The sequence below is a fragment of the Pseudomonas sp. CDFA 610 genome, from assembly GCF_021147865.1.
GTDB classification, from domain to species: Bacteria; Pseudomonadota; Gammaproteobacteria; order Pseudomonadales; family Pseudomonadaceae; genus Aquipseudomonas; species Aquipseudomonas alliivorans.
Genome location: NZ_JAGTPM010000012.1, coordinates 166,855 through 192,709 on the forward strand (window position 1 = coordinate 166,855; position 25,855 = coordinate 192,709).

At 60.8% G+C, this 25,855-nt stretch carries 25 protein-coding genes; 16 read left to right on the forward strand and 9 right to left on the reverse strand.

Going from position 1 to position 25,855, the window contains the following annotated elements; all coding sequences use genetic code 11:
* The first annotated feature begins 74 nt into the window (after positions 1-74).
* From KDX39_RS22240 to KDX39_RS22265, 6 genes are read left to right on the forward strand one after another with little or no spacing between them, the layout of a single operon-like run.
* On the forward strand, positions 75-1,094 hold the full coding sequence (locus tag KDX39_RS22240) for a substrate-binding domain-containing protein (RefSeq protein ID WP_099228655.1): 1,020 nt from the start codon (positions 75-77) through the stop codon (positions 1,092-1,094).
* Positions 1,078-2,079, forward strand: coding sequence for an ABC transporter substrate-binding protein (locus tag KDX39_RS22245; protein WP_231661825.1), 1,002 nt, complete (start codon positions 1,078-1,080; stop codon positions 2,077-2,079). Before KDX39_RS22240 ends, KDX39_RS22245 begins: the two co-directional genes overlap by 17 nt.
* Positions 2,079-2,948, forward strand: a complete 870-nt coding sequence (locus KDX39_RS22250) for an ABC transporter permease (RefSeq protein ID WP_231661826.1) — start codon at positions 2,079-2,081, stop codon at positions 2,946-2,948. Before KDX39_RS22245 ends, KDX39_RS22250 begins: the two co-directional genes overlap by 1 nt.
* Positions 2,945-3,739, forward strand: coding sequence for an ABC transporter permease (locus tag KDX39_RS22255; RefSeq protein ID WP_231661827.1), 795 nt, complete (start codon positions 2,945-2,947; stop codon positions 3,737-3,739). The genes KDX39_RS22250 and KDX39_RS22255 overlap by 4 nt, the downstream gene beginning before the upstream one ends.
* A complete protein-coding gene (locus tag KDX39_RS22260) occupies positions 3,736-4,767 on the forward strand; it encodes an ABC transporter ATP-binding protein (RefSeq protein WP_231661828.1) in 1,032 nt (343 codons plus the stop codon). Before KDX39_RS22255 ends, KDX39_RS22260 begins: the two co-directional genes overlap by 4 nt.
* Positions 4,768-4,791: 24 nt before the next feature.
* Positions 4,792-5,625: a phosphodiesterase gene (locus KDX39_RS22265; protein ID WP_231661829.1), complete on the forward strand. Its 834-nt coding sequence runs from the start codon at positions 4,792-4,794 to the stop codon at positions 5,623-5,625.
* Between the two features lie 72 nt (positions 5,626-5,697).
* Here KDX39_RS22265 and KDX39_RS22270 read toward each other — a convergent pair whose 3' ends face one another.
* The 3 genes from KDX39_RS22270 to KDX39_RS22280 form a co-directional block, all read right to left on the reverse strand.
* Positions 5,698-7,599: a PhoX family protein gene (locus KDX39_RS22270; protein WP_210042214.1), complete on the reverse strand. Its 1,902-nt coding sequence runs from the start codon at positions 7,597-7,599 to the stop codon at positions 5,698-5,700.
* Positions 7,600-7,679: 80 nt separating this feature from the next.
* Positions 7,680-8,444, reverse strand: a complete 765-nt coding sequence (locus KDX39_RS22275) for a TOBE domain-containing protein (protein WP_231661872.1) — start codon at positions 8,442-8,444, stop codon at positions 7,680-7,682.
* 132 nt (positions 8,445-8,576) lie between these two features.
* The gene (locus KDX39_RS22280) at positions 8,577-9,311 is read right to left on the reverse strand and encodes a ComF family protein (RefSeq protein ID WP_231661830.1); all 735 of its coding nucleotides are present in this window, start codon (positions 9,309-9,311) and stop codon (positions 8,577-8,579) included.
* A 91-nt stretch (positions 9,312-9,402) separates the two neighbouring features.
* On the opposite strand from KDX39_RS22280, the gene bioB reads away from it, so the two are divergent.
* The 10 genes from bioB to KDX39_RS22330 all read left to right on the forward strand — a co-directional run bounded on the left by bioB (position 9,403) and on the right by KDX39_RS22330 (position 20,593).
* A complete protein-coding gene (gene bioB / locus KDX39_RS22285; protein WP_099228648.1) occupies positions 9,403-10,461 on the forward strand; it encodes a biotin synthase BioB in 1,059 nt (352 codons plus the stop codon).
* A 20-nt stretch (positions 10,462-10,481) separates the two neighbouring features.
* Positions 10,482-11,672: an 8-amino-7-oxononanoate synthase gene (gene bioF, locus KDX39_RS22290; RefSeq protein ID WP_231661831.1), complete on the forward strand. Its 1,191-nt coding sequence runs from the start codon at positions 10,482-10,484 to the stop codon at positions 11,670-11,672.
* Positions 11,665-12,408 carry an alpha/beta fold hydrolase gene (locus KDX39_RS22295; protein WP_231661832.1) on the forward strand — a complete coding sequence of 248 codons (744 nt, stop codon included), beginning with the start codon at positions 11,665-11,667 and terminating at the stop codon, positions 12,406-12,408. The genes bioF and KDX39_RS22295 overlap by 8 nt, the downstream gene beginning before the upstream one ends.
* On the forward strand, positions 12,401-13,210 hold the full coding sequence (gene bioC / locus KDX39_RS22300) for a malonyl-ACP O-methyltransferase BioC (RefSeq protein ID WP_231661833.1): 810 nt from the start codon (positions 12,401-12,403) through the stop codon (positions 13,208-13,210). The genes KDX39_RS22295 and bioC overlap by 8 nt, the downstream gene beginning before the upstream one ends.
* A 33-nt stretch (positions 13,211-13,243) precedes the next feature.
* Positions 13,244-13,927, forward strand: coding sequence for a dethiobiotin synthase (bioD, locus tag KDX39_RS22305; protein ID WP_231661834.1), 684 nt, complete (start codon positions 13,244-13,246; stop codon positions 13,925-13,927).
* Positions 13,928-14,077: 150 nt separating this feature from the next.
* On the forward strand, positions 14,078-14,374 hold the full coding sequence (locus tag KDX39_RS22310) for a pyrroloquinoline quinone biosynthesis protein PqqE (protein ID WP_099228643.1): 297 nt from the start codon (positions 14,078-14,080) through the stop codon (positions 14,372-14,374).
* Between the two features lie 332 nt (positions 14,375-14,706).
* Positions 14,707-16,512 (forward strand): phenylacyl-CoA dehydrogenase, encoded by a 1,806-nt coding sequence (locus KDX39_RS22315; RefSeq protein ID WP_184322234.1) that lies wholly within the window; start codon positions 14,707-14,709, stop codon positions 16,510-16,512.
* Between the two features lie 295 nt (positions 16,513-16,807).
* Positions 16,808-18,106 carry a GGDEF domain-containing protein gene (locus tag KDX39_RS22320; protein ID WP_231661835.1) on the forward strand — a complete coding sequence of 433 codons (1,299 nt, stop codon included), beginning with the start codon at positions 16,808-16,810 and terminating at the stop codon, positions 18,104-18,106.
* 168 nt (positions 18,107-18,274) lie between these two features.
* Complete coding sequence (locus KDX39_RS22325) at positions 18,275-20,053, forward strand: acyl-CoA dehydrogenase C-terminal domain-containing protein (protein ID WP_231661836.1); 1,779 nt, start codon at positions 18,275-18,277, stop codon at positions 20,051-20,053.
* A 378-nt stretch (positions 20,054-20,431) separates the two neighbouring features.
* Positions 20,432-20,593 carry a YqaE/Pmp3 family membrane protein gene (locus tag KDX39_RS22330; protein ID WP_004880105.1) on the forward strand — a complete coding sequence of 54 codons (162 nt, stop codon included), beginning with the start codon at positions 20,432-20,434 and terminating at the stop codon, positions 20,591-20,593.
* A gap of 51 nt (positions 20,594-20,644) precedes the next feature.
* Here KDX39_RS22330 and KDX39_RS22335 read toward each other — a convergent pair whose 3' ends face one another.
* The 6 genes from KDX39_RS22335 to pqqA form a co-directional block, all read right to left on the reverse strand.
* Complete coding sequence (locus tag KDX39_RS22335) at positions 20,645-22,477, reverse strand: S9 family peptidase (protein WP_231661837.1); 1,833 nt, start codon at positions 22,475-22,477, stop codon at positions 20,645-20,647.
* On the reverse strand, positions 22,440-23,600 hold the full coding sequence (gene pqqE / locus KDX39_RS22340; protein WP_370454403.1) for a pyrroloquinoline quinone biosynthesis protein PqqE: 1,161 nt from the start codon (positions 23,598-23,600) through the stop codon (positions 22,440-22,442). Before pqqE ends, KDX39_RS22335 begins: the two co-directional genes overlap by 38 nt.
* A 1-nt stretch (position 23,601) precedes the next feature.
* Entirely contained in the window at positions 23,602-23,916 is a 315-nt protein-coding gene (pqqD, locus tag KDX39_RS22345; protein ID WP_099228638.1) for a pyrroloquinoline quinone biosynthesis peptide chaperone PqqD, read from the reverse strand.
* The gene (gene pqqC, locus KDX39_RS22350; protein WP_004880097.1) at positions 23,913-24,668 is read right to left on the reverse strand and encodes a pyrroloquinoline-quinone synthase PqqC; all 756 of its coding nucleotides are present in this window, start codon (positions 24,666-24,668) and stop codon (positions 23,913-23,915) included. The genes pqqD and pqqC overlap by 4 nt, the downstream gene beginning before the upstream one ends.
* Before the next feature lie 8 nt (positions 24,669-24,676).
* A complete protein-coding gene (gene pqqB, locus KDX39_RS22355; protein WP_231661838.1) occupies positions 24,677-25,588 on the reverse strand; it encodes a pyrroloquinoline quinone biosynthesis protein PqqB in 912 nt (303 codons plus the stop codon).
* Positions 25,589-25,682: 94 nt separating this feature from the next.
* On the reverse strand, positions 25,683-25,757 hold the full coding sequence (gene pqqA, locus KDX39_RS22360) for a pyrroloquinoline quinone precursor peptide PqqA (protein ID WP_003422658.1): 75 nt from the start codon (positions 25,755-25,757) through the stop codon (positions 25,683-25,685).
* Between the last annotated feature and the right edge of the window lie 98 nt (positions 25,758-25,855).

Below are 25,855 nucleotides of genomic sequence, written 5' to 3' on the forward strand. Positions count from 1 at the left end.
CGTCCGTTCTCTGTTCAGCCATCTTGACTCACTAGAGTCGCCGCCAATGAGATCGATCTCACCAAGGGGCGACAATGACGGATCTGAAAGCGGTTGCACGGTTGGCCGGGGTTTCCCGGGCCACCGCTGCCCGAGCCTTTGCAACGCCCGATGTGGTGCGCGCCGACACTCGCGAGAAAATATTCGTCGCCGCACGCGAACTGGGCTTCCGGCCGAACCGGCTGGGCCGTCAGTTGCGCCTGCAGACCACCAACCTGATCGGCGTGGTCGTTCCCAATCTTCATAACCCGGTCTTCGCCGAACAGTTTCAGGCGATGGAAAGCGCCGCCCGTCGTCGCGGCTACAACCTGTTGCTGGTCACCACCGATTACGCCAGTGAGCGCGAGAGCGAGGTGGTGGAAGAGCTGCTGCGCCAGCGGGTCGACGGATTGGTGCTGACGGTGACCGACGCCGAGCACAATCAGGTCCTGCAAAGCCTGATCAATGAAGACACGCCCTTCGTGCTCGCCTATCACCAGACCAGCAACCCGGATTACAGCGCGGTGTCGGTGGATAACCGCGCAGGTATGGCCTTGGCCACACGCCATCTGATCGAACTCGGGCACTCGCGTATCGCCATGGTGGCAGGCCCGGCCATGCAGTCCGACCGTGCGCGTCTGCGTTATGCAGGTTATGGCGAAGCGATGCTCGCGCATGGGCTTCAACAACTGCCTGTCATTGAAATGCCGGCTCACACTCAGGCTGACTTCGCCGCAATCGAACCGCTACTAAGCGGTACGGACGCGCCGACAGCGCTGGTCTGTTCCAACGACCTGCTGGCCATCAGCCTGATTGCCGAGTTGCGGCGCAACGGGCTGGAGGTTCCCGGCCGCGTGTCGGTGATGGGCTTCGATGGCATTGCCCTGGGCACGCAGATGCACCCGACCTTGTGCACTGTCGTTCAGCCCATTGCCGAGCTGGCGCACACCCTTATTGATCAGTTACTGGCGCAGATCGCCGGATCTGCACCGATTTCCCATTGCCTGCCGTGCCATATCCGGCCCGGCGAAAGTACCCAGTCCTATCAGGAGACGTTTCATGCTCAGCTTCAGTAAAACCCTCGCGGCACTGTTGTTGTGTGGCGCGGCCAGCCTCGCTCAGGCCGCCGAAACCGCGATTTGCTACAACTGCCCGCCCGAGTGGGCGGACTGGGGTTCGCAGCTCAAGGCCATTGCCGAAAGCACCGGCGTGCAGGTGCCGCTCGACAACAAGAACTCCGGGCAGGCGCTGGCGCAGATCGTCGCTGAACAGGCTGCACCGGTTGCCGACGTGGTGTATTACGGCGTGACCTTCGGCCTGCAGGCGCAGAAGGCCGGCGTGGTCGATACCTACAAGCCCAAGCATTGGGATGACATTCCCGCCGGCCTGAAAGACCCTGCGGGCCACTGGTTCGCCATTCATTCCGGCACGTTGGGCATCATGGTCAACGTCGATGCGCTGGGTGGTCTGCCTGTACCGCAGAGCTGGGCCGACCTGCTCAAGCCTGAGTACAAGGGCATGGTCGGCTACCTCGATCCTTCCAGCGCATTCGTAGGTTACGTCTCCGCTGTGGCGATCAACCAGGCGATGGGCGGCACGCTGGACAACTTCGCGCCGGCCATCGACTACTTCCAGAAGCTGGCGAAAAACTCGCCCATCGTGCCCAAGCAAACGGCCTATGCCCGCGTGCTGTCCGGTGAGCTGCCGATCCTGGTCGACTACGACTTCAACGCCTATCGCGCTCGCTACAAGGACAAGGCCAACGTCGCGTTCGTGATTCCCAAAGAAGGCACCATCGGCGTGCCTTATGTGATGAGTCTGGTGGCAGGGGCGCCGCATCGCGCCAACGCCGAGAAGGTGCTGGATTTCGTGCTGTCCGACGAAGGTCAGGCGCTGTGGGCCAAGGCTTATCTGCGCCCGGTGCGTTCGACCATGCCTGCCGATGTGGCCGCGCAGTTTCTGCCGGACAGCGACTATGCCCGCGCCGGTGTGGTGGATTACCAGCACATGGCGGCGGTGCAGGAAGCTTTCGCGGCTCGCTACCTGCGTGAGGTGAAGTAATGTCTGCCTCGCTGGGAGACGTCATTGTTGTGCGCTCGAGCGGATTGTCCAGGCTGCGCCTTTGCCCTACCGCTGCCGTGGCGCTTGCCCCGGCGATGGCGGTGCTGGTTGCGTTCTGGCTGCTGCCGCTGACGCACCTGATCGTGCTCGGTGCGCAGGGCAACGACGTGGATGGCAGCGGTTACTGGCAAGTGCTGAGCAGCGCCCAATACATGGGCAGTCTGGCGCAGACCTGTGTGCTGGCTGCCGTGGTGACACTGGCAGCCTTGCTGGTCGGCGGGACAAGTGGGGTTTTTCTTGCCCGCAATCAGTTCTTCGGACGTTCGGCGCTGGTCGCGCTGCTGACCTTTCCCCTGGCGTTTCCAGGCGTGGTGGTGGGTTTTCTGGTGATCCTGCTGGCGGGTCGGCAAGGCATCTTCGCTGCGCTCGGCCTGGAACTGGCGGGTGAGCGGTGGATCTTTGCCTATTCGCTGACCGGCCTGTTCATCGGCTATCTGTACTTCTCGATTCCGCGCGTGATCCTCACGGTGATGGCAGCCTGCGAAAGCCTGGACCGAAGTCTTGAGGACGCTGCGCATTCGCTGGGTGCAGGGCACTGGCGCGTAGTGTGCGATGTGATCGTGCCGGGCCTGATGCCTGCGCTGGTGTCCTGCGGCGCGATCTGCTTTGCCACTTCGATGGGCGCATTCGGCACGGCGTTCACGCTGGGCACGCGCCTGAATGTCACGCCGGTAGCGATCTACAACGTGTTCACCAACTACGCCAACTTCACGGTCGCCGCTGCGTTGTCGGTGATCCTTGGTCTGGTGACCTGGGCGGCGCTGTTACTGGCACGTCGTCTGGTCAAAAACTCGGGGATCGCCCTGTGAAACGTTCTCCCCTGTTTGCCGCGCAGTTGCTGTTCACCCTGTTGGTCTGCGCGTTCATGCTGGTGCCAGTGGTGCTCTCGCTATTGGCCGGTCTGACGCGCAACTACTTTCAAGGTCTGTCGAGCGGGCTGACTTTCGACTGGCTGGTGCAGGTCTGGCAGGCCTATTCACCGACGGTCTGGCTGTCGCTGCAACTGGCCGTGGCCTGTGCAGTGTGCGTCTGCCTGATCGGCGTGCCGGCCGCTTATGCGCTGGTGCGCATGAACAACCGGTTCAGCCGCGCCTTCGAAGAACTGATGGTTTTGCCGGTCGCCATGCCGGGGCTGGCCAGTGCCTTGGCGTTGCTGTTGACCTATGGGCAGTTCGGCAGCTTTCGCGGCAGTTGGCTGTTCATTCTGGTCGGCCATGTGCTCTTCACCCTGCCGTTTCTGGTGCGTCCGGTGATGGCCGTGATGCAGCGCCAGCAATTGCCGATGCTGGAAGAGGCTGCGGCAAGCCTGGGCGCCGGGCCGATCAAGCGATTTTTCAGCGTGGTAGTGCCCAATTGCCGCGCCGGAATTCTGGCCGGGGTGCTGATGGTCGTGACCTTGTCGCTGGGTGAATTCAACCTGACCTGGATGCTGCATACACCCATGACCAAAACCCTGCCGGTCGGTCTGGCCGACAGTTATGCGTCGGCGCGGCTGGAAGTGGCCAGCGCCTACACCCTTCTTTTTCTTCTGCTGATTGTGCCGCTGCTGATTGCGTTGCAGGCCATCAGCGCCCGTCTTGCCCGAGGAGACAGCCGATGAGCGGCACGACTATTCGCCTGAAGAACTGCCGCAAGGCATTCGCCGACGGCACCGTTGCTGTACAGGATCTGCACCTGACGATTGAACCCGGCGAAACGCTGGCGATTCTCGGCCCGTCCGGCTGCGGAAAAACCACGACGCTGCGGCTGATCGCCGGGCTTGAGCGTCCGGATGTCGGTCAGGTGCTGTTCAACGATCAGGACGTGACGCGCCTGCCCATCGAGCGGCGCGATGTCGGCATGGTGTTCCAGAACTACGCACTGTTCCCGAACCTTGATGTGGCGGGAAACATCGTTTATGGCCTGAAGATTCGAGGCCTGTCCCAGGCCGAGCGTAATAAGCGCTGCGATGAGTTGCTTGAACGGGTCGGCCTGGCCGATCACGGCAAGCGGCGCATTCATGAGCTGTCTGGCGGGCAACGTCAGCGTGTTGCTCTGGCGCGTGCGCTTGCGCCGCGTCCCAGGGTGTTGCTGCTCGATGAGCCGCTGGCTGCCCTGGATGCACAACTGCGCGAGCGCCTGCGCAGTGAGCTGGGTCAATTGCTGCGCGGGCTCGGCATCACCTCGGTGTTCGTGACCCACGACCAGGGCGAAGCGATGGCCTTGGGTGACCGGATTCTGGTCATGGACAAAGGCTGTGTTTCGCAACTGGCCACACCGAGGGAAATCTATCAGCAGCCCGCCAACGCGTTCGTGGCCGGGTTTGTCGGCAATCTCAATGCGTTCAGCGTGCTCGGGCGTACCGAGTCGGGGCTGAAGGTCAGTGGCGGTGAGCTGCCTTGGTCGGGCGTCGATCTGCCCGGCACAGTGTATTGCCGTCCCGAGCACCTGCGTCTGACGTCCGGAGGCGGGCAGTTACAGGGCCGGCTGGTCGGTCAGTTCTTTCAGGGCGCGCAGAGTCGGCTGCTGGTGGATGTTGGCGGCGGTCAGCCTTTGCTGGTCGACAGCCCTGACAACCTGATCCACACAGCAGGTGCGCATCTTGGCCTGAGCGTCGATCCGCAAGTGCTGTTTACCCTGCATTCGTAAGCCGTTTTCTGTCGAGAACTTATTTTGAATCGTCCGTTTCTTATTGCCCAGATCAGCGACCTGCACCTCAAGGCCGATGGTCGACTCACTTACGGTGTCGTCGACACACTGAGCGCCTTGCGCCGCGCTGTCGAACACATCAATGCCAGCAAACAGCGGCCCGATATTGTGGTGATCAGCGGCGACCTGGTGGACTTCGGTCGTGCAGATGAATACGCAGTGCTCAAGCCGGAACTGGATCGCCTGCAGATGCCGTTCTATCTGGTGCCCGGCAATCACGACGACCGCGAGCATTTGCTGGCTGCGTTTGCCGATCACGTCTACCTGCCGCTGTCGGCAGACGGTCCGCTGGACTGGGTGGTCGAGCAACATCCGGTGCGTCTGATCGGCCTGGATTCGACCATCCCCGGCGAGCATGGCGGACAACTGGATTATTGCCAGCTTGACTGGCTGAACGCTCAACTGTCGCGTCGGCCTGATGTGCCCACGGTGATCATCCTGCACCACCCGCCGTTCATGTCCGGCATTGGCCACATGGATCACAAGCCGTTCGGTAACGCGATGGAGCTGGAGCGGGTCATCGCCAGGCATCCGCAGGTGGAGCGTCTGCTGTGCGGGCATTTGCACCGGCCGATGCAGCGTCGTTTCGGTGGCAGCCTGACGTGCGTCTGCCCCGGCACTTCACACCAGATCGTACTTGATCTGGACGAAGCGGCGCCTGCGCATTTCAATCTGGAGCCTGCGGGTTACCTGCTGCACCGCTGGCATCCCCAGGAAGGGCTGGTCAGTCACAACGCAGTGTTCGGGGGGTATGAAGGACCGTATCCGTTTTATGACGTGAACGGGTTGATTGACTGAAGTAGGCCATCTCTGAGGTTGATCGTGCCAAAGCGTTCCCACGCAGGAGCATGGGAACGATCCTTGTCTGCATCAGGCGCCGATGATGCCGCCGTCCTGACGTGTGATCACCATCACCGATGAGCGCGGCTTGCCGTTGGGCAAGTGCTCGGGGAAGGTGGAGCCGCCGTTCTCGCCTGGGTGCTGAACGCCGATGAACAGGGTACGGTAGTCCGGCGCAAAGCTGATGCCGGTGATTTCGCAGCCGACCGGGCCGACCAGGAAGCGGCGGATTTCACCGCTGGCAGGGTCGGCGCAGAGCATTTGGTTGTTGCCCATGCCGGCGAAGTCGCCTTTGTTGCTGGAGTCGCCATCGGTCTGGATCCACAGGCGGCCGTCGGCGTCGAAGCTCAGCCCGTCCGGGCTGTTGAACATGTTCTGCGGGTTGATGTTGCTGGAGCCACCCTGCGGCGTACCCGGATGCACGGTCGGGTTGCCTGCGACCACGAACAGATCCCACTCGAACGTCAAGGATGAAGCATTATCCTTTGTTTCGCGCCAGCGCAGGATCTGTCCGTACTGGTTCTTGGCGCGCGGGTTCGGACCGCCGACCGGCTGACCATCCTCGCCGCGTTTGGCGTTGTTGGTCAGGGTGCAATAGACCTGGCCATCCTTGGGACTGACCACGATCCATTCAGGGCGGTCCATGCGCGTGGCTTTCACGACGCTGGCGGCCAGACGCGCGTGGATCAGCACTTCAGCCTGATTATTGAAACCATTGGTTGCGTCGAGCCCGTTCTTGCCGTGGGTCAGTTCGATCCACTGGCCCTTGCCTTTCGGACGGTCCGGGTTGTTGTCGCCACCGTCGAACTGCGCCACGTACAGCGTGCCGTGGTCAAGCATGTTGCGGTTGTTCTTCGGATTGATGCGATCGATCCTGTTGCGGCTGACGAACTTGTAGATGAACTCTCCGCGTTCGTCATCGCCCATGTACACCACGGCGCGACCGCTCTTGGTCAAGGTAAAGGCGGCGTTCTCGTGCTTGAAGCGACCCAGCGCGGTGCGTTTGACCGGCATGGAATCGGGCTCGAATGGATCGATCTCGACCACCCAGCCGTGACGGTTAATCTCGTTGGGGTTTTTGGCGACGTCGAAGCGTGGGTTGTACAGGTGCCAGTTGTTATCCCGGCTGGCAGCCGTCACGCCATATCGCTTCATGCCTGCATCGAAGACTTGATCAGGATTGGTGCTGCCGAAGCAATCGGTGAAGTTTTCTTCGCAGGTCAGGTAAGTGCCCCACGGTGTCTTGCCGTTGGCACAGTTCTGGAAGGTGCCCAGCACGCGGGTACCGGTTCTGTCGGCTTCGGTCTTGAGCCAGTCATGGCCGGCGGCAGGACCGCTCATTTTGATCGGCGTGTTGCCATGAATGCGACGGTTGTAGCGCGAGTCCTGCACGAACTGCCATTTGCCGTTCTTCTGCTGGACTTCGATCACTGAAACACCTTCGGCGGCCAGGGCCTTGCGCACGTCTTCGGCCGATTGCGGCGTCTGGCCGTGATCGAAGAGGTAGCGATAGTTGGTGTATTCGTTGTTGATCGCCATCAGCGCGCGATCTTTTCGCCCGCGCATCGGGAACAGGCTCATGCCATCGTTGTTGTCGCCGAACTGCACTTCCTGCGCTCGGGCGGAGCCTTTGCCGCTCGGGTCGAATGCCGGGCCGCCTGCCTGCAGCGGCTGCCCCCAGCTGATCAACACGGACGAGGTATAGCCCGCCGGCAGACTGATGCTGTCGGCCGTAGCAGCGGGGATGCTTTCAAAACCCAGCAGTCTGCGGGAAGCCGTGCTGACGCCTTCGGCCAGTGCGCTACGGGTCAACAGGTTGCCGCCCAGAAACATCGCGGCGCCGCACAAGGCGCCCGCGCTGATGAAGCCTCGGCGGGTGAGACCGACCATGTTTTCCAGATCGGTGGACTGATTTTCTTCTAATAGTTTCATCATCACGGCTCCCACAAATGTGGTGGCTACCTTAAAGCGCGTGTATGACGGAATTGTGTCGTGACAATGGTGCCGAATCGCTAGAGCGGCGTGCCCAGCAGCACCCGTGAAGGCGCGAAGCGAACCTGCACGGGATTGCCGGTTTCCAACTGTTGCGTCTGCAGGACGTCACGGCTCGCCAGAGCGCACAGCGTATGGCCGCTGGGCAAAAAGATGCGCACTTCGCTGGGGCCATCTTCGGCGTCTATAACTGCTTCGATCTGTCCGAAAAGGCAATTGTTTCCCAATGTTTCGGAGTGGTCTGCAGCGAACACGTCCAGCCATCCGGCCTTGATCAGGGCGACCACTTCAGACCCTGTCTTCAGCTCCATGCGCAGGCTGCTGTCGTGAGTGATTTGTGCGTCGATGAACACCTCATCGGCCAATTGCAGGCGAACCGTGTCGTTATGGCCTTGCCGGGTCATGCTTACGATCCGCCCCAGCAGCTGGTTGCGCGCGCTGGTACGCAGGGTCAGGCGATTGAGCAGGTCGAGGTCGCTACTGTCTTCGGCAGCTTCCAGCACCTGCGCCTGAAGTGCCTGCACCCGTTGATAAAGCCGCAGCACTCTTTCGCCCTCTGGCGACAACTTCGCGCCACCACCGCCGCGTCCGCCAACACTGCGCTCGACCAGAGGCTTCTGCGCCAGATTGTTCAGCTCATCGATGGCGTCCCACGCCGCCTTGTAACTCAGCCCCGCGCTCTTGGCGGCTCGTGTGATCGAACCCTGCTCGTTGATGTGCTGCAACAACGCAATGCGCTGCGGGCGGCGGGCCATGTGTTGGGTGAGGAGGGGAGGTAGCGGCATAGTGGTTTGAACGCTCTGGCAGTTGACGCGAGTGTAAAACATAACCCGGCTTCTGATGGTTCCCACACGCTGTGTTCGCTTCGGAGGTGATGCCCAGTGTCACAGGCTGCACGCAGCCCGATCATGAGTTGATCAATCTACCGGTTTGGGCGTTCTGGCCAAGCAGTAGACGTCTACACGACTGGCACCTGCGCCGGTCAATAAACGAGCAATCACGTCGGCCGTGGAGCCAGTGGTCAGTACATCATCAACCAGCGCGATGTGCTTGCCGCGCAGCCAGTCGCCATCAACCAGTGTGAACGCCCCGTGCAGGTTGCGCGTGCGTGCCTTGGCATCCAGGCCCTGCTGGTTGGGCGTCTCCCGGGTGCGCAGCACATGGCGTTCATCCATCGGTAGCTGAACCTCTTGACTCAGCCAGGTGGCGAGCATTGCGGCCTGGTTGTAACCGCGCTGGCGAAGGCGCTTGTTGGCCAGCGGTACAGGCACGAGAAAATCAGGACGTGCCAGGCCTTCTTCAAAACGGTGCTGCAGAAACTGCGCGAGCAGTTCAGCCATCAACCGCCCCATGGGCCATTTGCCGTTGTGCTTGAAGCGGGTGATCAGGCTGTCGACCGGAAAGTCATACAGCCAGGGCGCGACAACCTGGGTAAAGGCTGGCGGCTTTCGGATGCACTGGGCGCAGCTCGTGCCGAACATCGGCAAGGGCAGGGCGCAGCATTCGCATTGGTCGCCCAGCCAGGGCAGCTCGGTTTCGCACGGCATGCAGATGGGCAGCGGGGCATCGCTGCGTTCATCGCATAACAAACAGGTCTGTTTGTTTTTTAACCAGATGTAAACCTCGTGCTTGTGGTTTGGTTGACAGCGCATCGCTCTTCCTTAAATATGCCGAACATCCGTGTAGCGCTTGTGGTCTTTTCGTCCCTGCGCTCAGCCACCAGAACCCTCAAGGAGCCGCCCGATGAGCGCCAGCATCACCGCCACTCTGCGTCACGACTGGACTTTAGCCGAGGTCAAGGCGCTGTTCGTACAGCCATTCAATGACCTGCTGTTTCAGGCGCAGAGCGTGCACCGCGCTCATTTCGATGCCAATCGCGTCCAGGTTTCGACCCTGCTGTCGATCAAGACCGGTGCCTGCCCCGAGGACTGCAAGTACTGCCCGCAGTCCGGCCACTACAACACCGGTCTGGAAAAGGAAAAGCTGCTCGAAGTCCAGAAAGTGCTGGAGGAGGCCGCCCGTGCCAAAGCCATCGGTTCGACCCGGTTCTGCATGGGAGCGGCCTGGAAGCATCCGTCGGCCAAAGACATGCCGTACGTGCTGGAGATGGTCAAAGGCGTGAAGGCCATGGGCCTAGAAACCTGCATGACGCTGGGTCGTCTGGATCAGGAGCAGACCGCCGCGCTGGCGTCCGCCGGGCTGGATTACTACAACCACAACCTGGACACCTCGCCTGAGTTCTACGGCAGCATCATCACCACCCGCACCTACGGCGAGCGCCTGCAAACCCTGGCCTACGTGCGCGATGCCGGGATGAAGATCTGCTCGGGTGGCATTCTGGGCATGGGCGAGTCGCTCGATGACCGCGCCGGTCTGTTGATCCAGCTGGCCAACCTGCCGGAGCACCCGGAATCCGTGCCGATCAACATGCTGGTAAAAGTCGCCGGTACGCCGCTGGAAAACGCCGAAGACGTCGACCCGTTCGACTTCATCCGCATGCTGGCGGTGGCGCGGATTCTGATGCCCAAATCCCACGTGCGCCTGTCCGCTGGACGCGAAGCGATGAACGAGCAGATGCAGGCGCTGGCGTTCCTTGCGGGGGCGAACTCGATTTTCTACGGCGACAAACTGCTGACCACCGCCAACCCGCAGGCCGACAGGGACATGCTGCTGTTCTCCCGTCTGGGCATCAAGCCGGAAGCGGGCGAAGAGCATCCTGACGAGGTGCATCAGGCAGCCATCGAGCAGGCACTGGTCGAGCAGCAAAGCAGCGCGCTGTTCTACGACGCAGCGTCCGCCTGACACTCTGAAACGGAGCCTGCATGTCTTTCGATCTGCGTACCCGACTAGAGGCTCGCCGTCACGAACATCTCTACCGCCAGCGCCCACTGCTGCAAACCCCGCAAGGTCCGCTGGTGGTGGTCGATGGCAAGCCGTTGCTGGCTTTCTGCAACAACGACTACATGGGGCTGGCCAACCATCCTGACGTGATCGCCGCGTGGCAGGCTGGCGCCGAGCGCTGGGGTGTAGGCGGCGGGGCATCGCATCTGGTGATCGGCCACAGCACCCCGCACCATGAGTTGGAAGAAGCCCTGGCCGAAATGACCGGCCGACCGCGCGCGCTCTTGTTCTCCAACGGCTACATGGCCAACCTCGGCACCGTCACAGCGTTGGTGGGTCAGGGCGATACCGTGCTGGAAGACCGTCTGAACCACGCCTCTTTGCTGGATGCCGGTCTGCTCAGCGGTGCGCGGTTTTCCCGTTATCTGCACAACGACGTAACAAGCCTCGAGTCCCGGCTGGAAAAGGCCGTGGGCGACACGCTGGTGGTGACCGACGGCGTGTTCAGCATGGACGGCGATGTGGCCGACCTGCCTGCGCTGTCGCGTGCCGCCAAGGCCAAAGGCGCATGGCTGATGGTTGACGACGCACATGGTTTCGGCCCGCTGGGAGCCAACGGTGCCGGGCTCGTCGAGCATTTCGGCCTGAGCATGGAGGATGTGCCGGTGCTGATCGGTACTCTCGGCAAATCCTTCGGCACATCCGGTGCATTTGTAGCGGGAAGTGAAGAGCTGATCGAAACCCTTATCCAGTTCGCCCGGCCCTACATCTACACCACCAGCCAGCCGCCTGCGCTGGCCTGTGCAACGCTGAAAAGCCTTGAGTTGCTGCGCACCGAACAGTGGCGCCGCAACCATCTCTCCCACCTGATCCGCCAATTCCGTCAGGGGGCAGAGCAGCTTGGGCTGCAACTGATGGACAGCTTCACACCGATCCAGCCGATTCTGATTGGCGATGCCGGACGCGCCTTGCGCCTGTCGCAACTGCTGCGCGAGCGCGGCGTGATGGTGACTGCCATTCGCCCGCCCACGGTACCCGTCGGCAGCGCGCGTCTGCGCGTGACACTCTCGGCGGCGCACACCGAGGCGCAAGTGCAGCTATTGTTAAATGCACTGGAGCAGTGTTACCCGCTGCTGGGCGCGGTTGAATCCATGGAGCCCGATCATGCGTGATCGTCTGATCCTGCTGCCGGGCTGGGGCCTGGGTGTTTCGCCACTTGAACCGCTGGCGGCTGCATTGCGTGGGCTGGACGAGCACTTGCGCGTCGAGGTCGAGCCGCTTCCAGACATCGACAGTTGTGATCTGAACGACTGGCTCGATGAGCTGGACGCCAACCTGTCGGATGACGCGTGGCTGGGCGGCTGGTCACTGGGCGGCATGCTCGCGGCTGAACTGGCGGCGCGGCGTGGCGAACGTTGCTGCGGCCTGTTCACGCTGGCCAGCAATGCCTGTTTCGTCACGCAGGGTGCCTGGCCGCATGCGATGCCTGAGCAGGATTTCGAGGCATTTCTGGCGGGCTGTGCTGCTGATCCGGATGCGACCCTCAAGCGTTTCAGTCTGCTGTGTACTCAAGGCGCAGAAGACCCACGTGGACTGGCCCGACTGCTCAAGGCCGGTGCGCCGCACACCATGCCCGCTGCACTGATCGACGGGCTGAAGATCCTGCAGCAACTCGACACGCGCAGTGCGTTGCAGACCTATCGCGGGCCCCAACTGCATCTGTTTGCCGGGCTTGATGCATTCGTGCCAGCCGAAGCAGCGGGCGATCTGCTGGACCTGTTGCCTGACGTTGAAGTCGGCGTGATCGAACAGGCCAGCCACGCCTTCCTTCTGGAAAACCCACATGGCGTGGCGGCTGCGATCCAGGCTTTTCTACATGAATCGGAACACGAGTCGGACCATGACTGACCTTTCACAGGCCGTGCTGTCGGCTGGGCTGCCTGACAAGCGTCAGGTGGCGGCCTCCTTTTCCCGCGCGGCGGGCAGTTACGACAGCGTTGCCGAATTGCAGCGCGCCGTCGGGCATGAGCTGATGTCCCGGCTGCCAGCCGAGTGCAGCCCGGCACGCTGGCTCGATCTGGGTAGCGGTACCGGCTATTTCAGCCGTGTACTGGCGCAGAGGTTCCAGCACAGTGAAGGCATTGCGCTGGATATCGCCGAAGGCATGCTGCGTCATGCCCAGCCTTTGGGTGGGGCCCGCCACTTCGTGGCAGGCGATGCCGAGCGCATGCCATTGGCCGATGAATCCTGCGAGCTGATTTTTTCCAGCCTGGCGGTGCAATGGTGTGCCGATTTCAGGTCTGTGCTGAGCGAAGCCTTTCGGGTGCTGAAGCCTGGCGGCGTGTTTGCCTTTGCCAGCCTGTGCACAGGGACGTTGCATGAGTTGCGCGAAAGCTGGCAATCCGTTGATGGTCGGGTGCATGTGAACCGCTTTCGGCGTGAGGACGATTATCGACAGTTGTGTGCGGCCAGCGGTTTGAACGTCAGCATTCTTGGCGTGCGTCCGCATGTGCTGCATTACCCGGACGTGCGCAGCCTGACTCATGAGCTTAAAGCGCTGGGCGCGCATAACCTCAACCCCGGCAGACCCAGCGGCTTGACGGGGCGCGAACGGATTCTGGGTTTGGTGCAGGCATACGAGCGTTTTCGCCAGGACGCAGGGCTGCCCGCCACCTACCAGGTGGTCTATGCGGTACTTGAAAAAACCTGACCGGGTTCACTTCATAAAGGGAAGGCCGCTGAGATGAGCGTTGCGTATTTCATCACCGGAACTGACACGGATGCCGGCAAGACCACTGTCGCAGCCGGTCTGCTGCATGCCGCACGACTGAATGGTCTGAGCACGGCGGCAGGCAAGCCGGTTGCATCGGGCTGTGCCGTCACGCCCCAAGGGCTGCGCAACTCCGACGCGCTGGCGTTACAGGCGCAGTGTTCGATCGAACTGGGCTATGACGAAGTCAATCCCGTGGCGTTCGAGCCTGCGATTGCGCCTCATCTGGCTGCACGTGAGGCGGGTGTGGCGCTGACCGTTCGTTCCCTGCTGCAACCGATGCTGCACATCCTGAACAGGCAGGCGGACTTCACGCTGATCGAGGGCGCGGGAGGCTGGCGGGTGCCGCTGGCGGATCAGAGCAATCTGTCTGACCTGGCAATCGCCCTGGGGCTGCCGGTGATTCTGGTGGTCGGCGTACGGCTCGGCTGCATCAACCATGCGCTGCTGACGGCCGAGGCGATTGCCAGGGATGGGCTGCACCTCGCGGGCTGGGTCGCCAACATCATCGATGGCAAGACGTCGCGCCTTGAAGAAAACCTTGCCACGCTTGCCGAGCGTCTGCCAGCGCCCTGTCTTGGGCGTGTGCCACGGCTCAAGAACCCCAACGCCGAAAATGTGGCGCAATGTCTGCATCTTGAGCTGCTCGACGGATAGCGTGGCTATCTCATTGACGGGCTTGAAGCTTTTGATCATTCAAGGCCGAGCCTATTAACAGGCCTAATGCCATTAGTCTATTTGTCGAGCATTTCCCTGCAGTTACTGGTTCAATGGCACTTGTTCGCTATTTGAACCGAGGATCGGCTTATGCAAATCACCATGAACAACACCCTCTACCCAGGTCTTAGTGCCATGCAGGTCGGGCAGGGCCGTGTCGATCAGGCAGCCACGCAGATCGCCAGCAGCAATATCGAGGTATCGGGCCGAAGCCAGTCTTCTGACTTCCAGCTCGAGAACCTGCGTTCGGTTGATCGCAGCCAGCGTTCCGATCTGCCTGCCAATATCGTGGAAATGGCCGCTGGCAAATCGCAGATCGAAGCCGGGCTCGCTGCGCAGAAAGCCAGTGATGAAGCGCTTGGCACGTTGATCGACACCTACGCCTGAGCCTTGCCTGTAACCCTCGCGCCGTGCCTTCCGTGCACGGCGTCATGTTCTGAATCTCCCTGTATCACCATCCTGTATCGCCGCCGCAACTCTTTACCTCTCAACTAGACTCCAAACAATCGTTTACATAACGCCGCTTCCCCTGCCTGCGTGGTCTGCAGCGCATCGTGGACGAATGGTGCGTGCGCGGCTATTGACAAGGTTTAGGCGTAAACGTATGTTTCAAACACCTGTTTGACCGTAAGGCATACGAGATTGTCTGGTTCTGGAAGCGGGCTTCCAGTCACCGCCCGGTCATTCGTTCCAGGATTCATCAGCAGAGGTTTATCGCTATGCCTGATTACAAGGCCCCCTTGCGTGATATTCGTTTCGTTCGTGACGAACTGCTCGGCTACGAAGCGCACTATCAGAGTCTGCCAGCCTGCCAGGACGCTACCCCAGACATGGTTGACGCCATTCTTGAGGAGGGCGCCAAGTTCTGTGAGCAGGTGCTGGCTCCGCTGAACCGGGTAGGTGATATCGAAGGCTGTACCTGGAGCGAAACCGGCGTGAAGACGCCGACCGGGTTCAAGGAAGCGTATAAGCAATTCGTCGAGGGCGGCTGGCCAAGCCTTGCTCACGACGTCGAGCATGGCGGTCAGGGCTTGCCCGAGTCGCTGGGTCTGGCTGTCAGCGAAATGGTCGGTGAAGCAAACTGGTCGTGGGGCATGTACCCAGGCCTGTCGCATGGCGCGATGAACACCATTTCCGAACACGGTACGCCCGAGCAGCAAGAGGCTTACCTGACCCGACTGGTGTCTGGCGAATGGACCGGCACCATGTGCCTGACCGAGCCACACTGCGGCACCGACCTGGGCATGCTGCGCACCAAGGCCGAGCCTCAGGCTGACGGCACCTACAAGGTGTCCGGCACCAAGATTTTCATTTCCGCTGGTGAACACGACATGGCCGATAACATCGTCCATATCGTGCTGGCCCGCCTGCCGGATGCACCGGCTGGCACCAAAGGCATTTCGCTGTTCATCGTGCCCAAGTTCCTGTCGGCTGCCGATGGCAGCGTCGGTGAGCGTAACGCAGTGAGCTGCGGCTCCATCGAACACAAGATGGGCATCCACGGCAACGCGACCTGCGTGATGAACTTCGACGGCGCGACCGGTTACCTGATCGGCCCGGCGAACAAAGGTCTGAACTGCATGTTCACCTTCATGAACACGGCGCGTCTGGGCACTGCATTGCAGGGGCTGGCTCACGCTGAACTGGCGTTTCAGGGCGGCTTGAAATACGCCCGTGAGCGTCTGCAGATGCGTTCGCTGACCGGTCCAAAGGCGCCGGAAAAAGCGGCTGACCCGATCATCGTTCACCCGGACGTGCGTCGCATGCTGCTGACCATGAAGGCGTTCGCCGAGGGCACGCGTGCCATGGTGTACTTCACGGCAAAGCAGGTCGACATCGTCAAATACAGCGAAGATGACGATCAGAAGAAAGCAGCCGATGCGCTGCTGGCCTTCATGACGCCGATCGCCAAGGCGTTCATGACTGAAGTGGGCTTCGAAGCGGCCAACCACGGCGTACAGATCTACGGCGGCCACGGCTTCATCGCCGAGTGGGGCATGGAGCAGAACGTTCGCGACAGCCGTATCTCCATGCTGTACGAAGGCACCACCGGTATCCAGGCGCTCGATCTGCTGGGCCGCAAGGTTCTGATGACCCAGGGCGAAGCGCTCAAGGGCTTCACCAAGATTGTGCACAAGTTCTGTCAGGCCAACGAAGGCAACGAGTCCGTTCAGGAATTCGTGGCCCCGCTGGCTGCGCTGAACAAGGAGTGGGGCGAGCTGACCATGAAAGTGGGCATGGCCGCCATGAAGGACCGTGAGGAAGTCGGTGCCGCTTCGGTGGACTACGTGATGTATTCGGGTTATGCCTGCCTGGCCTACTTCTGGGCGGACATGGCGCGTCTGGCGGCCGAGAAGCTGGCAGCCGGTACGTCGGACGAGGCGTTCTATCGCGCCAAGATCCAGACCGCACGGTTCTACTTCCAGCGCATCCTGCCGCGCACCCGCACTCACGTCGCGACCATGCTGTCGGGTGCTGGCAACCTGATGGAAATGAAAGAGGAAGATTTCGGCCTGGCTTACTGAGTCCGGTCCGGGTCACCCAGGCCGCCTGATCACTGATCAGGCGGCTTTTTTATTTGATCTACCCATCGCCCCGTATGAGCATGCAACCTGTGACGCGTTGCGTCCCGACAGGTTGGGGCACACAGGTATTTCAGCGTTGTATGGCTATTTACCATCAATCGATAAACCTTTTCCGTCTCCTGCCGTTACAGACTCAGTCACTGTTCAATCCTGCTGAATGCATTGTTTTCAGGATGAAGGCACAATGCTATCGATCCGGGTGGTTACTCGGATTCAGGCGAGGAGACAGCCTCTTTTGTTACGTCCATCTGCTGCGCGACTGAGTCATTTTCTGCCGTCACTGGCGTTGTTGGTGGCGGGGCTGGCGGCTGCGTATGTCAAAGACCTGAACGTGTTCTTCACCTCGCTGTTCAACGTGCTGCCGACGCTGGTGCTGCTGTTGGGCGGTGCCTACTGTGGTGTCTATCGTCGTCAGCGCGAGCTGTTTCTGATGATCACCGTGTACATCGCCTACTACCTGCTCGACACCCAGACCGACTATTACCGCGACTTCGGCAAGGTGCGCGAAGACGCTGCGGTGATCTTTCATCTGGTCTGCCTGCTGCTGCCGGTGCTCTACGGGCTTTACGCCGCGTGGGAGGAGCGCACGCATCTGTTCCAGGATCTGGTCGCACGGCTGGCGGTGCTGTTGGCCGTGGGCAGCGTGGCGCTGGGGCTCGAGCAAAGTTACCCAATGGCGTTGCAGACCTGGCTTGCCGACATTCGCTGGCCTGCGCTGCATGGCGCGTGGATGAGCCTGATCCAGTTGTCGTATGCAATGTTCCTGATCTCGTTCGCGGTATTGCTCTGGCAATACCTGGAAAAACCCAGGCCGTTGCACGCGGCGCAACTGGTCGGTCTGCTGGGTTTGTTCTGGGCGTTGCCCAAGACCTTCATTCTGCCGTTCACGCTGAATATTCTATGCAGCCAGGTGATGCTGATGATCGCCGCCGCCGTTGCCCATGAGGCCTATCAGATGGCCTTCCGTGACGAACTGACTGGCTTGCCCGGACGTCGTGCGCTGAACGAACGCATGCAGCGTCTGGGGCGCAATTACGTACTGGCGATGAGCGATGTCGATCACTTCAAGAAATTCAACGACACCCACGGCCACGACGTAGGCGATCAGGTGCTGCGCCTGGTGGCCAGCAAGCTGTCGAAGATCACCAACGGAGGCGGCAAAGCGTATCGCTACGGCGGCGAAGAGTTCGCCATCGTGTTTGCAGCAAAGACCATCGACGAGTGCCTGCCGCATCTGGAGGCGATTCGTGAATCCATCGCCAGTTACGAAATCCAGCTGCGCAACAAGGACAGCCGGCCGCAGGACGACCAGCAAGGCCGACAACGTCGCAGCGGCGCACATACCGGCACTGTGTCGGTCACGGTCAGCATCGGTGTGGCGGAGCGTCAGCCGGAGCATCGCTCGCCTGAAGAAGTGCTCAAGGCCGCTGACCAGGCGCTCTACGCCGCCAAGGGCGCAGGGCGCAATTGCGTGATTTCCCACCAGCAGCAGAATCGGCGTGGAGCCGTGCGGACCACCGAAGCGGCTACCTGAGAAAACGTTTCTGACCAGTGACCTGTTATGACTTAATGGTCACGACACGACCCTATGTGTCTGAAATGTTGTTCGGGTAGACTCGTGCCTATCGACGGCTGATCCGTGTTTCCGACCGCAACGAATCAGCATTTACAGGTCTCTCGCTCCGTGTTCACGAGGTTTGCCATGGCTGATTACAAAGCGCCGCTGCGCGATATGCGCTTCGTCCTCAATGAAGTGTTCGAGGTTTCCAGACTCTGGGCTCAACTGCCAGCACTGGCTGAAACGGTTGATGCCGAGACCGTCGAAGCCATTCTTGAAGAAGCAGGCAAAGTCACCAGCAAGACCATCGCGCCACTAAGCCGCAATGGTGATGAGGAAGGCTGTCACTGGAAGGACACCGTCGTGACCACGCCTGCGGGGTTCCCCGAAGCCTATCGCACCTATGCCGAAGGCGGCTGGGTCGGCGTTGGCGGCAATCCTGATTTCGGCGGCATGGGCATGCCCAAGGTGGTCTCGGCTCAGGTCGAGGAAATGCTCAACTCCGCCAGTCTGGCGTTCGGTCTGTATCCGATGCTGACGTCCGGTGCCTGTGTCTCGATCAACACTCACGCCACCGAAGAACTGAAGGCCAAATTCCTGCCGAACATGTATTCAGGCGTGTGGTGCGGTTCCATGTGCCTGACCGAAGCTCATGCCGGTACCGATCTGGGCATCATTCGCACCAGAGCCGAGCCGCAGAACGACGGTTCCTACAAGATCACCGGCAGCAAGATTTTCATCACTGGTGGCGAGCACGATCTGACCGAGAACATCATTCATCTGGTTCTTGCCAAGCTGCCGGATGCACCTGCAGGTCCCAAAGGCATTTCGCTGTTCCTGGTGCCCAAGTTCATGGTCGGCGACGACGGCAGTGTCGGTGAGCGCAACACCGTGAGTTGTGGCTCCATCGAGCACAAGATGGGTATCCAGGCTTCGGCCACGTGCGTGATGAACTTCGATGACGCGGTCGGTTACCTGATCGGCGAGCCCAACAAGGGGCTGGCGGCGATGTTCACCATGATGAACTACGAACGTCTGGGTGTCGGGATTCAGGGGCTCGCGTCGGGCGTGCGCTCGTACCAGAACGCGGTTGAATACGCCCTCGACCGCCTGCAAAGCCGTGCGCCGACCGGTGCGCAGAACAAACACAAAGCCGCTGATCCGATCATCGTCCATCCTGACGTGCGGCGCATGCTGCTGACCATGAAGGCGTTCAATGAAGGTGGTCGTGCGTTTTCCAGCTACGTCGCCCTGCAACTGGATATCGCCAAGTTCAGCGAAGACGACGCGGATCGCAAACGCGCTGACGACCTGGTCGCCCTGCTGACGCCGGTTGCCAAGGCGTTCCTGACCGATGTTGGCCTGGAAACCACTGTGCATGGCCAGCAGATCTTCGGCGGCCACGGCTACATTCGCGAATGGGGCCAGGAGCAATTGGTGCGCGATGTGCGCATTACCCAGATCTACGAAGGCACCAATGGTATTCAGGCGCTGGATCTGGTGGGCCGCAAGATCGTGGGTTCGGGTGGCGCGTTCTACCAGTTGTTCTCGGAGGAAGTGCGTCAGTTCATCGCCGCTTCGGACAGCTCGCTCGGCGAGTTCACACGTCCGCTGGCGTCGGCACTGGACATGCTGGATGAGCTGACCGGCTGGGTTCTGGACCGTTCGCGCAGCAATCCCAATGAGATCGGTGCCGCTTCTGTGGAATATCTGCACCTGTTTGGCTACACCGCTTATGCCTACATGTGGGCGATGATGGCCAAGGCCGCTGTGGGCAAGGAGGCTCAGGAAGATTTCTATGCGAGCAAGGTGGGCACGGCACGTTTCTATTTCGCCCGCCTGCTGCCGCGCATCCACTCGTTGAATGCCTCGGTGCGCGCGGGTAGCGAGTCATTGTTCCTGCTGGAGGCTGATCAGTTTTGAAACAGTAGCGGCGTGTAAGCATTTGCTTACACGTCGTGCTGCCATTTGGCCTCTTCCTTTAATTCGGATCCAAAGTTACTCTAAATCCATGGACGTAGCGCAGGATGCGCAATCAAACATAACAGGGACACGTAGGGAAGCCTGCCAGGATGGTGGGACGAAAGGGATGTCAGGGAAACAGTCTGGAAAACCTCGCTTCGGCGGGGTTTTCTTTGTGCGCGTGTTTTGTATCCCTCGCCTTGCACGGGCGTTTTCAACGTTCACCCCAGGATTTGGCCAAAGAATACTGGCGCCGTGCCAGAGCGGGTTGAACCCTCATGGATGCCCAGGGTCGATTAGCTGTATGGCCAATCAGAGCCAATCACTCAGGAGCTTTCCATGGACATCATTCGTATCATCTTCGCCATTCTGCTGCCCCCGGTGGGCGTGTTCATGCAAGTGGGTCTGGGCGGCGCTTTCTGGCTGAATATTCTGCTGACGCTTTTCGGCTACATCCCCGGCATCATCCACGCGATCTACATCATCGTTTCGCGTAAGTAAGCAGTCAGCGCTGTAACGTGCTGCGGTTGATCGTTCCCTGCGCGGGAACGATCATACGGCGCCATCCAGAACATCCCGGTAAAATCGCCACTCCTTTTCCAGCGCATCTGCCAGGTTGGCCGCCTTGCGGAAACCATGGTATTCGTCCGGATAAAAGTGTCCTTCGGCCTTGATGCCCTTGTCCTGCAGAGCCTTGAGCATGTCGCGGGTCTGCGCCGGGACCACGACTGCATCCAGTTCGCCCTGAAAAAAGATCACCGGTACGCTGATGCGGTCAGCGTGCAGCAGCGGCGTTCTTGCCTCGTAGCGTGCGATGTCTTCGATCGGGTCGCCGATCAGCCAATCCAGGTAATCGCCTTCGAACTTGTGAGTCGCCCTTGCCAGTGCAACCGGGTCGCTGACGCCATACAGACTGGCGCCCGCTCTGAAAACCTTCTGAAACGCCAATGCGCACAGGGTTGTATAGCCACCTGCGCTGCCGCCACGGATGAACGCCTGATTCGCGTCGATCAAGCCTCTGTCGGCCAGATGGGCAACGACGGCACAGGCGTCCTCGACATCCGCCACGCCCCAGGTCAGGTGCAGGGCCTGGCGATACTCACGACCGTAGCCCGTGCTGCCCCGATAGTTGAGGTCGGCAACGGCGAACCCGCGATGGGTCCAGTATTGAATACGTGGGTCCAGCACCGGATAGCACGCCGAGGTCGGACCGCCGTGAATGAACACCACCAGTGGCGGCTTTTCTGCACCGGTCATGGCCGGATAGAAATATCCGTAAGCCTCGGCATTGCCGCTCGGGTAGCACAACGGCTCCGGGCTACTGATTTGCTCGGGTGGCAGCGGCGATGTCCCTCCGGCCACAACCTGCACGCTGTTGTCGGCACGCGAAATCGCCAGCACCGCCGATGTGCTGACGGCTGACGCGGCGATGCAATAGATGTATTCCTCGTCCAGTGCCAGGCTGCGAAAACGGCTGTAACCGGCGCTGAAGTCGGTGATCGAACCCTCGGTGTCGCTCAGGCCCAGAATGCCCGAGCCGTCCTGCGACCAACTGGCGAGAAAACCATCGCTGAGCGGGAGCCATGTACACCCGCCCAACTGCCAGGGTGCTGGCGAATGGTCCGCTGCCGCCGCTTTCAAGGGAGCGAATCCAGACGCCGTCTCGCTCCAGGGCTGCCAGAATCCGGCCCGGTCGGTCAGGCAATACAAACGGCCCTGCGCATCGAAGCGCGGCTGCTGCAAGGATTCTTCTGCGTCATCGCCCGCGATGCACAGCGGCTGGCCCCAACTGCCGTCATCCTGCCTGGCCGCGCACATCAGTCGCGTGACCGTCCATGGCTGATGCGGACGCTGCCACTCGACCCAGGCCAGTCGCCCGCCATCGGCGCTGACCACTGGCGAGGCATAGAAGTCTGGGCCTTCGGCCAGCAGCACACGCTGCCCATCAGCCAGATCGATGCTCACCAGTCGATGGGTTTTATGGTCTTCTTCAACGGCAAGGATCTGGCCATTGGTATGGAATACGCCGCCGTAGCGTTTATCCCCTTGGGTCAACGCCACCGGTGTGCTGCCATCCAGAGGCTGACGATACAGCTGCTGGTCGCGCTCGTTGACGAACACCACCGCGTCATCGGCCAGGCAGAACGATCCTCCGCCGTACTCATACACCCGGCTGCGCACGCTGAAGCCATCGGGCGTCAGGCAGCGCGTATCGCCCGCGTACCATTGCCAGATGCGGCAAGCGCCGTCTTCAGGGCGGAATTCATTCCAGAACAGACCTGCCGAACTGACATCCAGTTCGGCGAAGTCCACGCCTGCAGCGACGGCCTGGGCGGCGGAAAGCGGCTCAGGAAGATTTGGCGATGAGTCGTGAGTTTCGTTCATTGCGGAAGGCCAGCTCTTCGATGGTTTGGGTGGCAGTCTCGGATTCGTCGCGAGCCTGCGTGATCATCCCGTGGTGCTGGGACTTGCTGCACACCGGATCGGCATTGGCGGCGTCGCCGGTCAGCATGAACGCCTGGCAGCGGCAGCCGCCGAAGTCCTTTTCCTTCTCGTCGCAGGACCGGCAAGGCTCGGGCATCCAGTCGTAGCCGCGAAAGCGGTTGAAGCCGAACGAGTCGTACCAGATGTGCTGCATGCTGTGCTCGCGCACATTGGGAAACTGGATCGGCATCTGGCGCGCGCCGTGGCACGGCAGGGCGGTGCCGTCGGGTGTCACGGTCAGGAAGATACTGCCCCAGCCGTTCATACAGGCCTTGGGGCGTTCCTCGTAATAATCTGGAGTGACGAAAATCAGCTTGCACGGATGATTTTCCGCTTCCAGCTGTTCACGGTATTGATTGGTGACGGCCTCGGCGCGCACCAACTGATCCTTGGTCGGCAACAGGCCGATGCGGTTCAGGTGCGCCCAACCGTAGAACTGACAGGTCGCCAGCTCGACAAAATCCGCCTCGAGGGCCAGACAGAGTTCGATGATTTTGTCGATTTTGTCGATGTTATGCCGATGGGTGACGAAGTTCAGCACCATCGGGTAGCCGTGCTTCTTCACGGCGCGGGCCATTTCCAGCTTCTGCGCGAAGGCTTTCTTCGAGCCGGCAAGCATGTTGTTCACCTGCTCATCGCTGGCCTGAAAGCTGATCTGGATATGGTCCAGCCCGGCCTCCTTGAACGCGATGATTTTCTCTTCGGTCAGGCCGATCCCGGAGGTGATCAGGTTGGTGTAATAGCCCAGCCGTCGCGCCTCGGCGATCAGTTCGGCCAGGTCCTGACGCACCAGCGGCTCGCCGCCGGAGAAGCCGATCTGTGCGGCGCCCATCTGCCGGGCTTCCTGCATCACCTTGAACCACTGCTCGGTGGTCAGCTCCTGACCCTGTTTCGCGAAATCGAGCGGGTTCGAGCAATACGGGCATTGCAGCGGGCAGCGATAGGTCAGTTCGGCCAGCAGCCACAGCGGCAGGCCGGTTTCCGGCCTGGGCGGTATCAGTGGGCTGGAGGTTGCGAGTGTCATGTCAGTCAAGAGTGATCCAGTGTTTTTCCTGGGCGACCTTCATGAAGTCATCGACGTCCATGCCCAGCTCAGGAACGTTGGGGAATTTGTGCTCCAGTTCCTGAATGATGGCGGCGACCGTTCGCTGTCCATCGATCAGACCGCCGATCCAGCCGGCACTGTCGTTGAGCTTGATCATGCCTTCGGGGTACAGCAGCACATTGCCGTTCTGAGCCGGCTCGAACTGGAAGCGATAGCCCTGGCGCCACTTGGGGACCTTGTTGCGAAATGCCAGGCGTTCCGGGTTCGAATTATCGTTGTGGGGATGAACGTTCATAGCGCGATTCCCTTATGCCAGACCCTCTGGTCTGTGACGCTGTGGTAGGGCGGGCGGTTCAATTCATAAGCCATGGACATCGCATCAAGCATGCTCCACAGAATATCGAGCTTGAACTGCAGGATCTCCAGCATGCGCTGCTGGCCTTCATACGTAGTGTAGTGCTGCAGCGTGATGGCGAGACCGTGTTCCACATCACGACGTGCCTGACCCAGACGCGTGCGGAAATACTCGTAACCGGCGGGGTCGATCCACGGGTAGTGCTGCGGCCAGCTGTCCAGACGCGACTGGTGAATCTGCGGCGCGAACAGCTCGGTCAGCGAACTGCTGGCCGCTTCTTGCCAATTGGCGCGGCGGGCAAAGTTCACATAGGCATCGACGGCAAAACGCACGCCCGGCAGCACCAGCTCTTGCGAGCGCAGCTGATCCGGGTCCAGCCCCACGGCCTGACCCAGTCGCAGCCAGGCTTCAATGCCGCCGTCCTCACCGGGGGCGCCGTCATGATCGAGCAGGCGCTGAATCCACTCGCGGCGAATCTCGCGGTCCGGGCAGTTGGCCAGAATCGCGGCGTCCTTGAGCGGAATGTTCACCTGATAGTAGAAGCGGTTGGCGACCCAGCCCTGAATCTGCTCGCGGGTCGCACGGCCTTCGTACATCGCCACATGATAGGGATGGTAGATGTGGTAATACGCGCCCTTGGCCCGCAGGGCCTGCTCGAATTCGGCGGGGGACAGCGCAGTGGCTTCGCTCATGTCGGCTCCTAAAGCTCGATACTCATGCCATCGAAGGCGACTTCGACGTTGCGGCGGACCAGCTCGGCGCGCTCGTGAGAGTCTTCGTCGAGGATCGGGTTGGTGTTGTTGATGTGGATAAGCACCTTGCGCTGGGTTGGAAAGCCTTCCAGCACTTCGAGCATGCCGCCGGGACCGTTCTGAGCCAGATGGCCCATTTCCCGCCCGGTGCGAGTGCCCACGCCACGGCGCTGCATTTCGTCGTCGTCCCACATCGTGCCGTCGACCAGCAGGCAGTCGGCGTCGCGCATCTTCTCGGCCAGCGCTTCATCGACCTTGCCCAGGCCCGGCGCGTAGAACAGCTTGCCGCCGGTGCGCGTGTCTTCCACCAGCAGACCGATATTGTCGCCCGGGTGCGGGTCGAAACGGTGCGGCGAGTAGGGCGGCGCGGCACTGCGCAGCGGGAATGGCGTGAAGCGCAGGTTCGGGCAGACCGGAATTACAAAACTGCCCTGCAACTCGATGCGGTTCCAGTTCAGACCGCCGTTCCAGTGCTTGAGCATTTCGAACAGTGGAAAACCGGTGCTGAGGTCTTCATGAACCATGTCGGTACACCATACCTGGTGCGGACAGCCTTCGCGCAGGCTCAACAGGCCCGTGGTGTGGTCGATCTGGCTGTCCATCAACACGATGGCGCTGATGCCCGTGTCACGCAGCGCACGGCCCGGTTGCATCGGTGCGAAGCTCTGCAATTGAGCGCGAATATCCGGCGACGCGTTACACAGCACCCAATTCACGCCATCGTCGGACAGCGCGATGGACGACTGGGTGCGCGCCTGCGCCCGCAGGCTGCCGTCACGAAAGCCTGCGCAGTTGACGCAGTTGCAATTCCACTGGGGAAAACCACCACCGGCAGCGGAACCTAGAATCTGGATGTACATGTCAGCTCCCTACCACATGACCCGAAACAAAAAACAAAAGCAGCCTGACAATAAAAAAAGCCCCGGCGAACCGAGGCTTTACAGCGCACTGGAATCAGCGGCTTGCGAAGTACATGGTGACTTCGAAACCGATGCGCAAATCAGTGTAAGCAGGTTTAGTCCACGACATGGGAAAGCTCCTTCAGATAATGCTGCGGTTGGTGACTACATCTTAGTGCACGGGTAACGCCATACGTTCAGATGCTTAGGGAGCTATCTTACTCAATT

Excerpts from the sequence above, each read along its gene's own strand:
- pqqD (WP_099228638.1), bottom strand. The coding sequence starts at position 23,916 with ATGAACGTTCATCCCCACAACGATAATTCGAACCCGGAACGCCTGGCA.
- bioC (WP_231661833.1), top strand. The coding sequence starts at position 12,401 with ATGACTGACCTTTCACAGGCCGTGCTGTCGGCTGGGCTGCCTGACAAG.
- pqqB (WP_231661838.1), bottom strand. The coding sequence starts at position 25,588 with ATGTACATCCAGATTCTAGGTTCCGCTGCCGGTGGTGGTTTTCCCCAG.
- pqqC (WP_004880097.1), bottom strand. The coding sequence starts at position 24,668 with ATGAGCGAAGCCACTGCGCTGTCCCCCGCCGAATTCGAGCAGGCCCTG.
- KDX39_RS22270 (WP_210042214.1), bottom strand. The coding sequence starts at position 7,599 with ATGAAACTATTAGAAGAAAATCAGTCCACCGATCTGGAAAACATGGTC.
- KDX39_RS22295 (WP_231661832.1), top strand. The coding sequence starts at position 11,665 with ATGCGTGATCGTCTGATCCTGCTGCCGGGCTGGGGCCTGGGTGTTTCG.
- KDX39_RS22325 (WP_231661836.1), top strand. The coding sequence starts at position 18,275 with ATGGCTGATTACAAAGCGCCGCTGCGCGATATGCGCTTCGTCCTCAAT.
- KDX39_RS22250 (WP_231661826.1), top strand. The coding sequence starts at position 2,079 with ATGTCTGCCTCGCTGGGAGACGTCATTGTTGTGCGCTCGAGCGGATTG.
- bioF (WP_231661831.1), top strand. The coding sequence starts at position 10,482 with ATGTCTTTCGATCTGCGTACCCGACTAGAGGCTCGCCGTCACGAACAT.
- KDX39_RS22335 (WP_231661837.1), bottom strand. The coding sequence starts at position 22,477 with ATGAACGAAACTCACGACTCATCGCCAAATCTTCCTGAGCCGCTTTCC.
- KDX39_RS22330 (WP_004880105.1), top strand. The coding sequence starts at position 20,432 with ATGGACATCATTCGTATCATCTTCGCCATTCTGCTGCCCCCGGTGGGC.
- KDX39_RS22245 (WP_231661825.1), top strand. The coding sequence starts at position 1,078 with ATGCTCAGCTTCAGTAAAACCCTCGCGGCACTGTTGTTGTGTGGCGCG.
- bioD (WP_231661834.1), top strand. The coding sequence starts at position 13,244 with ATGAGCGTTGCGTATTTCATCACCGGAACTGACACGGATGCCGGCAAG.
- KDX39_RS22280 (WP_231661830.1), bottom strand. The coding sequence starts at position 9,311 with ATGCGCTGTCAACCAAACCACAAGCACGAGGTTTACATCTGGTTAAAA.
- KDX39_RS22315 (WP_184322234.1), top strand. The coding sequence starts at position 14,707 with ATGCCTGATTACAAGGCCCCCTTGCGTGATATTCGTTTCGTTCGTGAC.
- bioB (WP_099228648.1), top strand. The coding sequence starts at position 9,403 with ATGAGCGCCAGCATCACCGCCACTCTGCGTCACGACTGGACTTTAGCC.
- KDX39_RS22260 (WP_231661828.1), top strand. The coding sequence starts at position 3,736 with ATGAGCGGCACGACTATTCGCCTGAAGAACTGCCGCAAGGCATTCGCC.
- KDX39_RS22275 (WP_231661872.1), bottom strand. The coding sequence starts at position 8,444 with ATGCCGCTACCTCCCCTCCTCACCCAACACATGGCCCGCCGCCCGCAG.
- KDX39_RS22240 (WP_099228655.1), top strand. The coding sequence starts at position 75 with ATGACGGATCTGAAAGCGGTTGCACGGTTGGCCGGGGTTTCCCGGGCC.
- pqqE (WP_370454403.1), bottom strand. The coding sequence starts at position 23,600 with ATGACACTCGCAACCTCCAGCCCACTGATACCGCCCAGGCCGGAAACC.
- KDX39_RS22310 (WP_099228643.1), top strand. The coding sequence starts at position 14,078 with ATGCAAATCACCATGAACAACACCCTCTACCCAGGTCTTAGTGCCATG.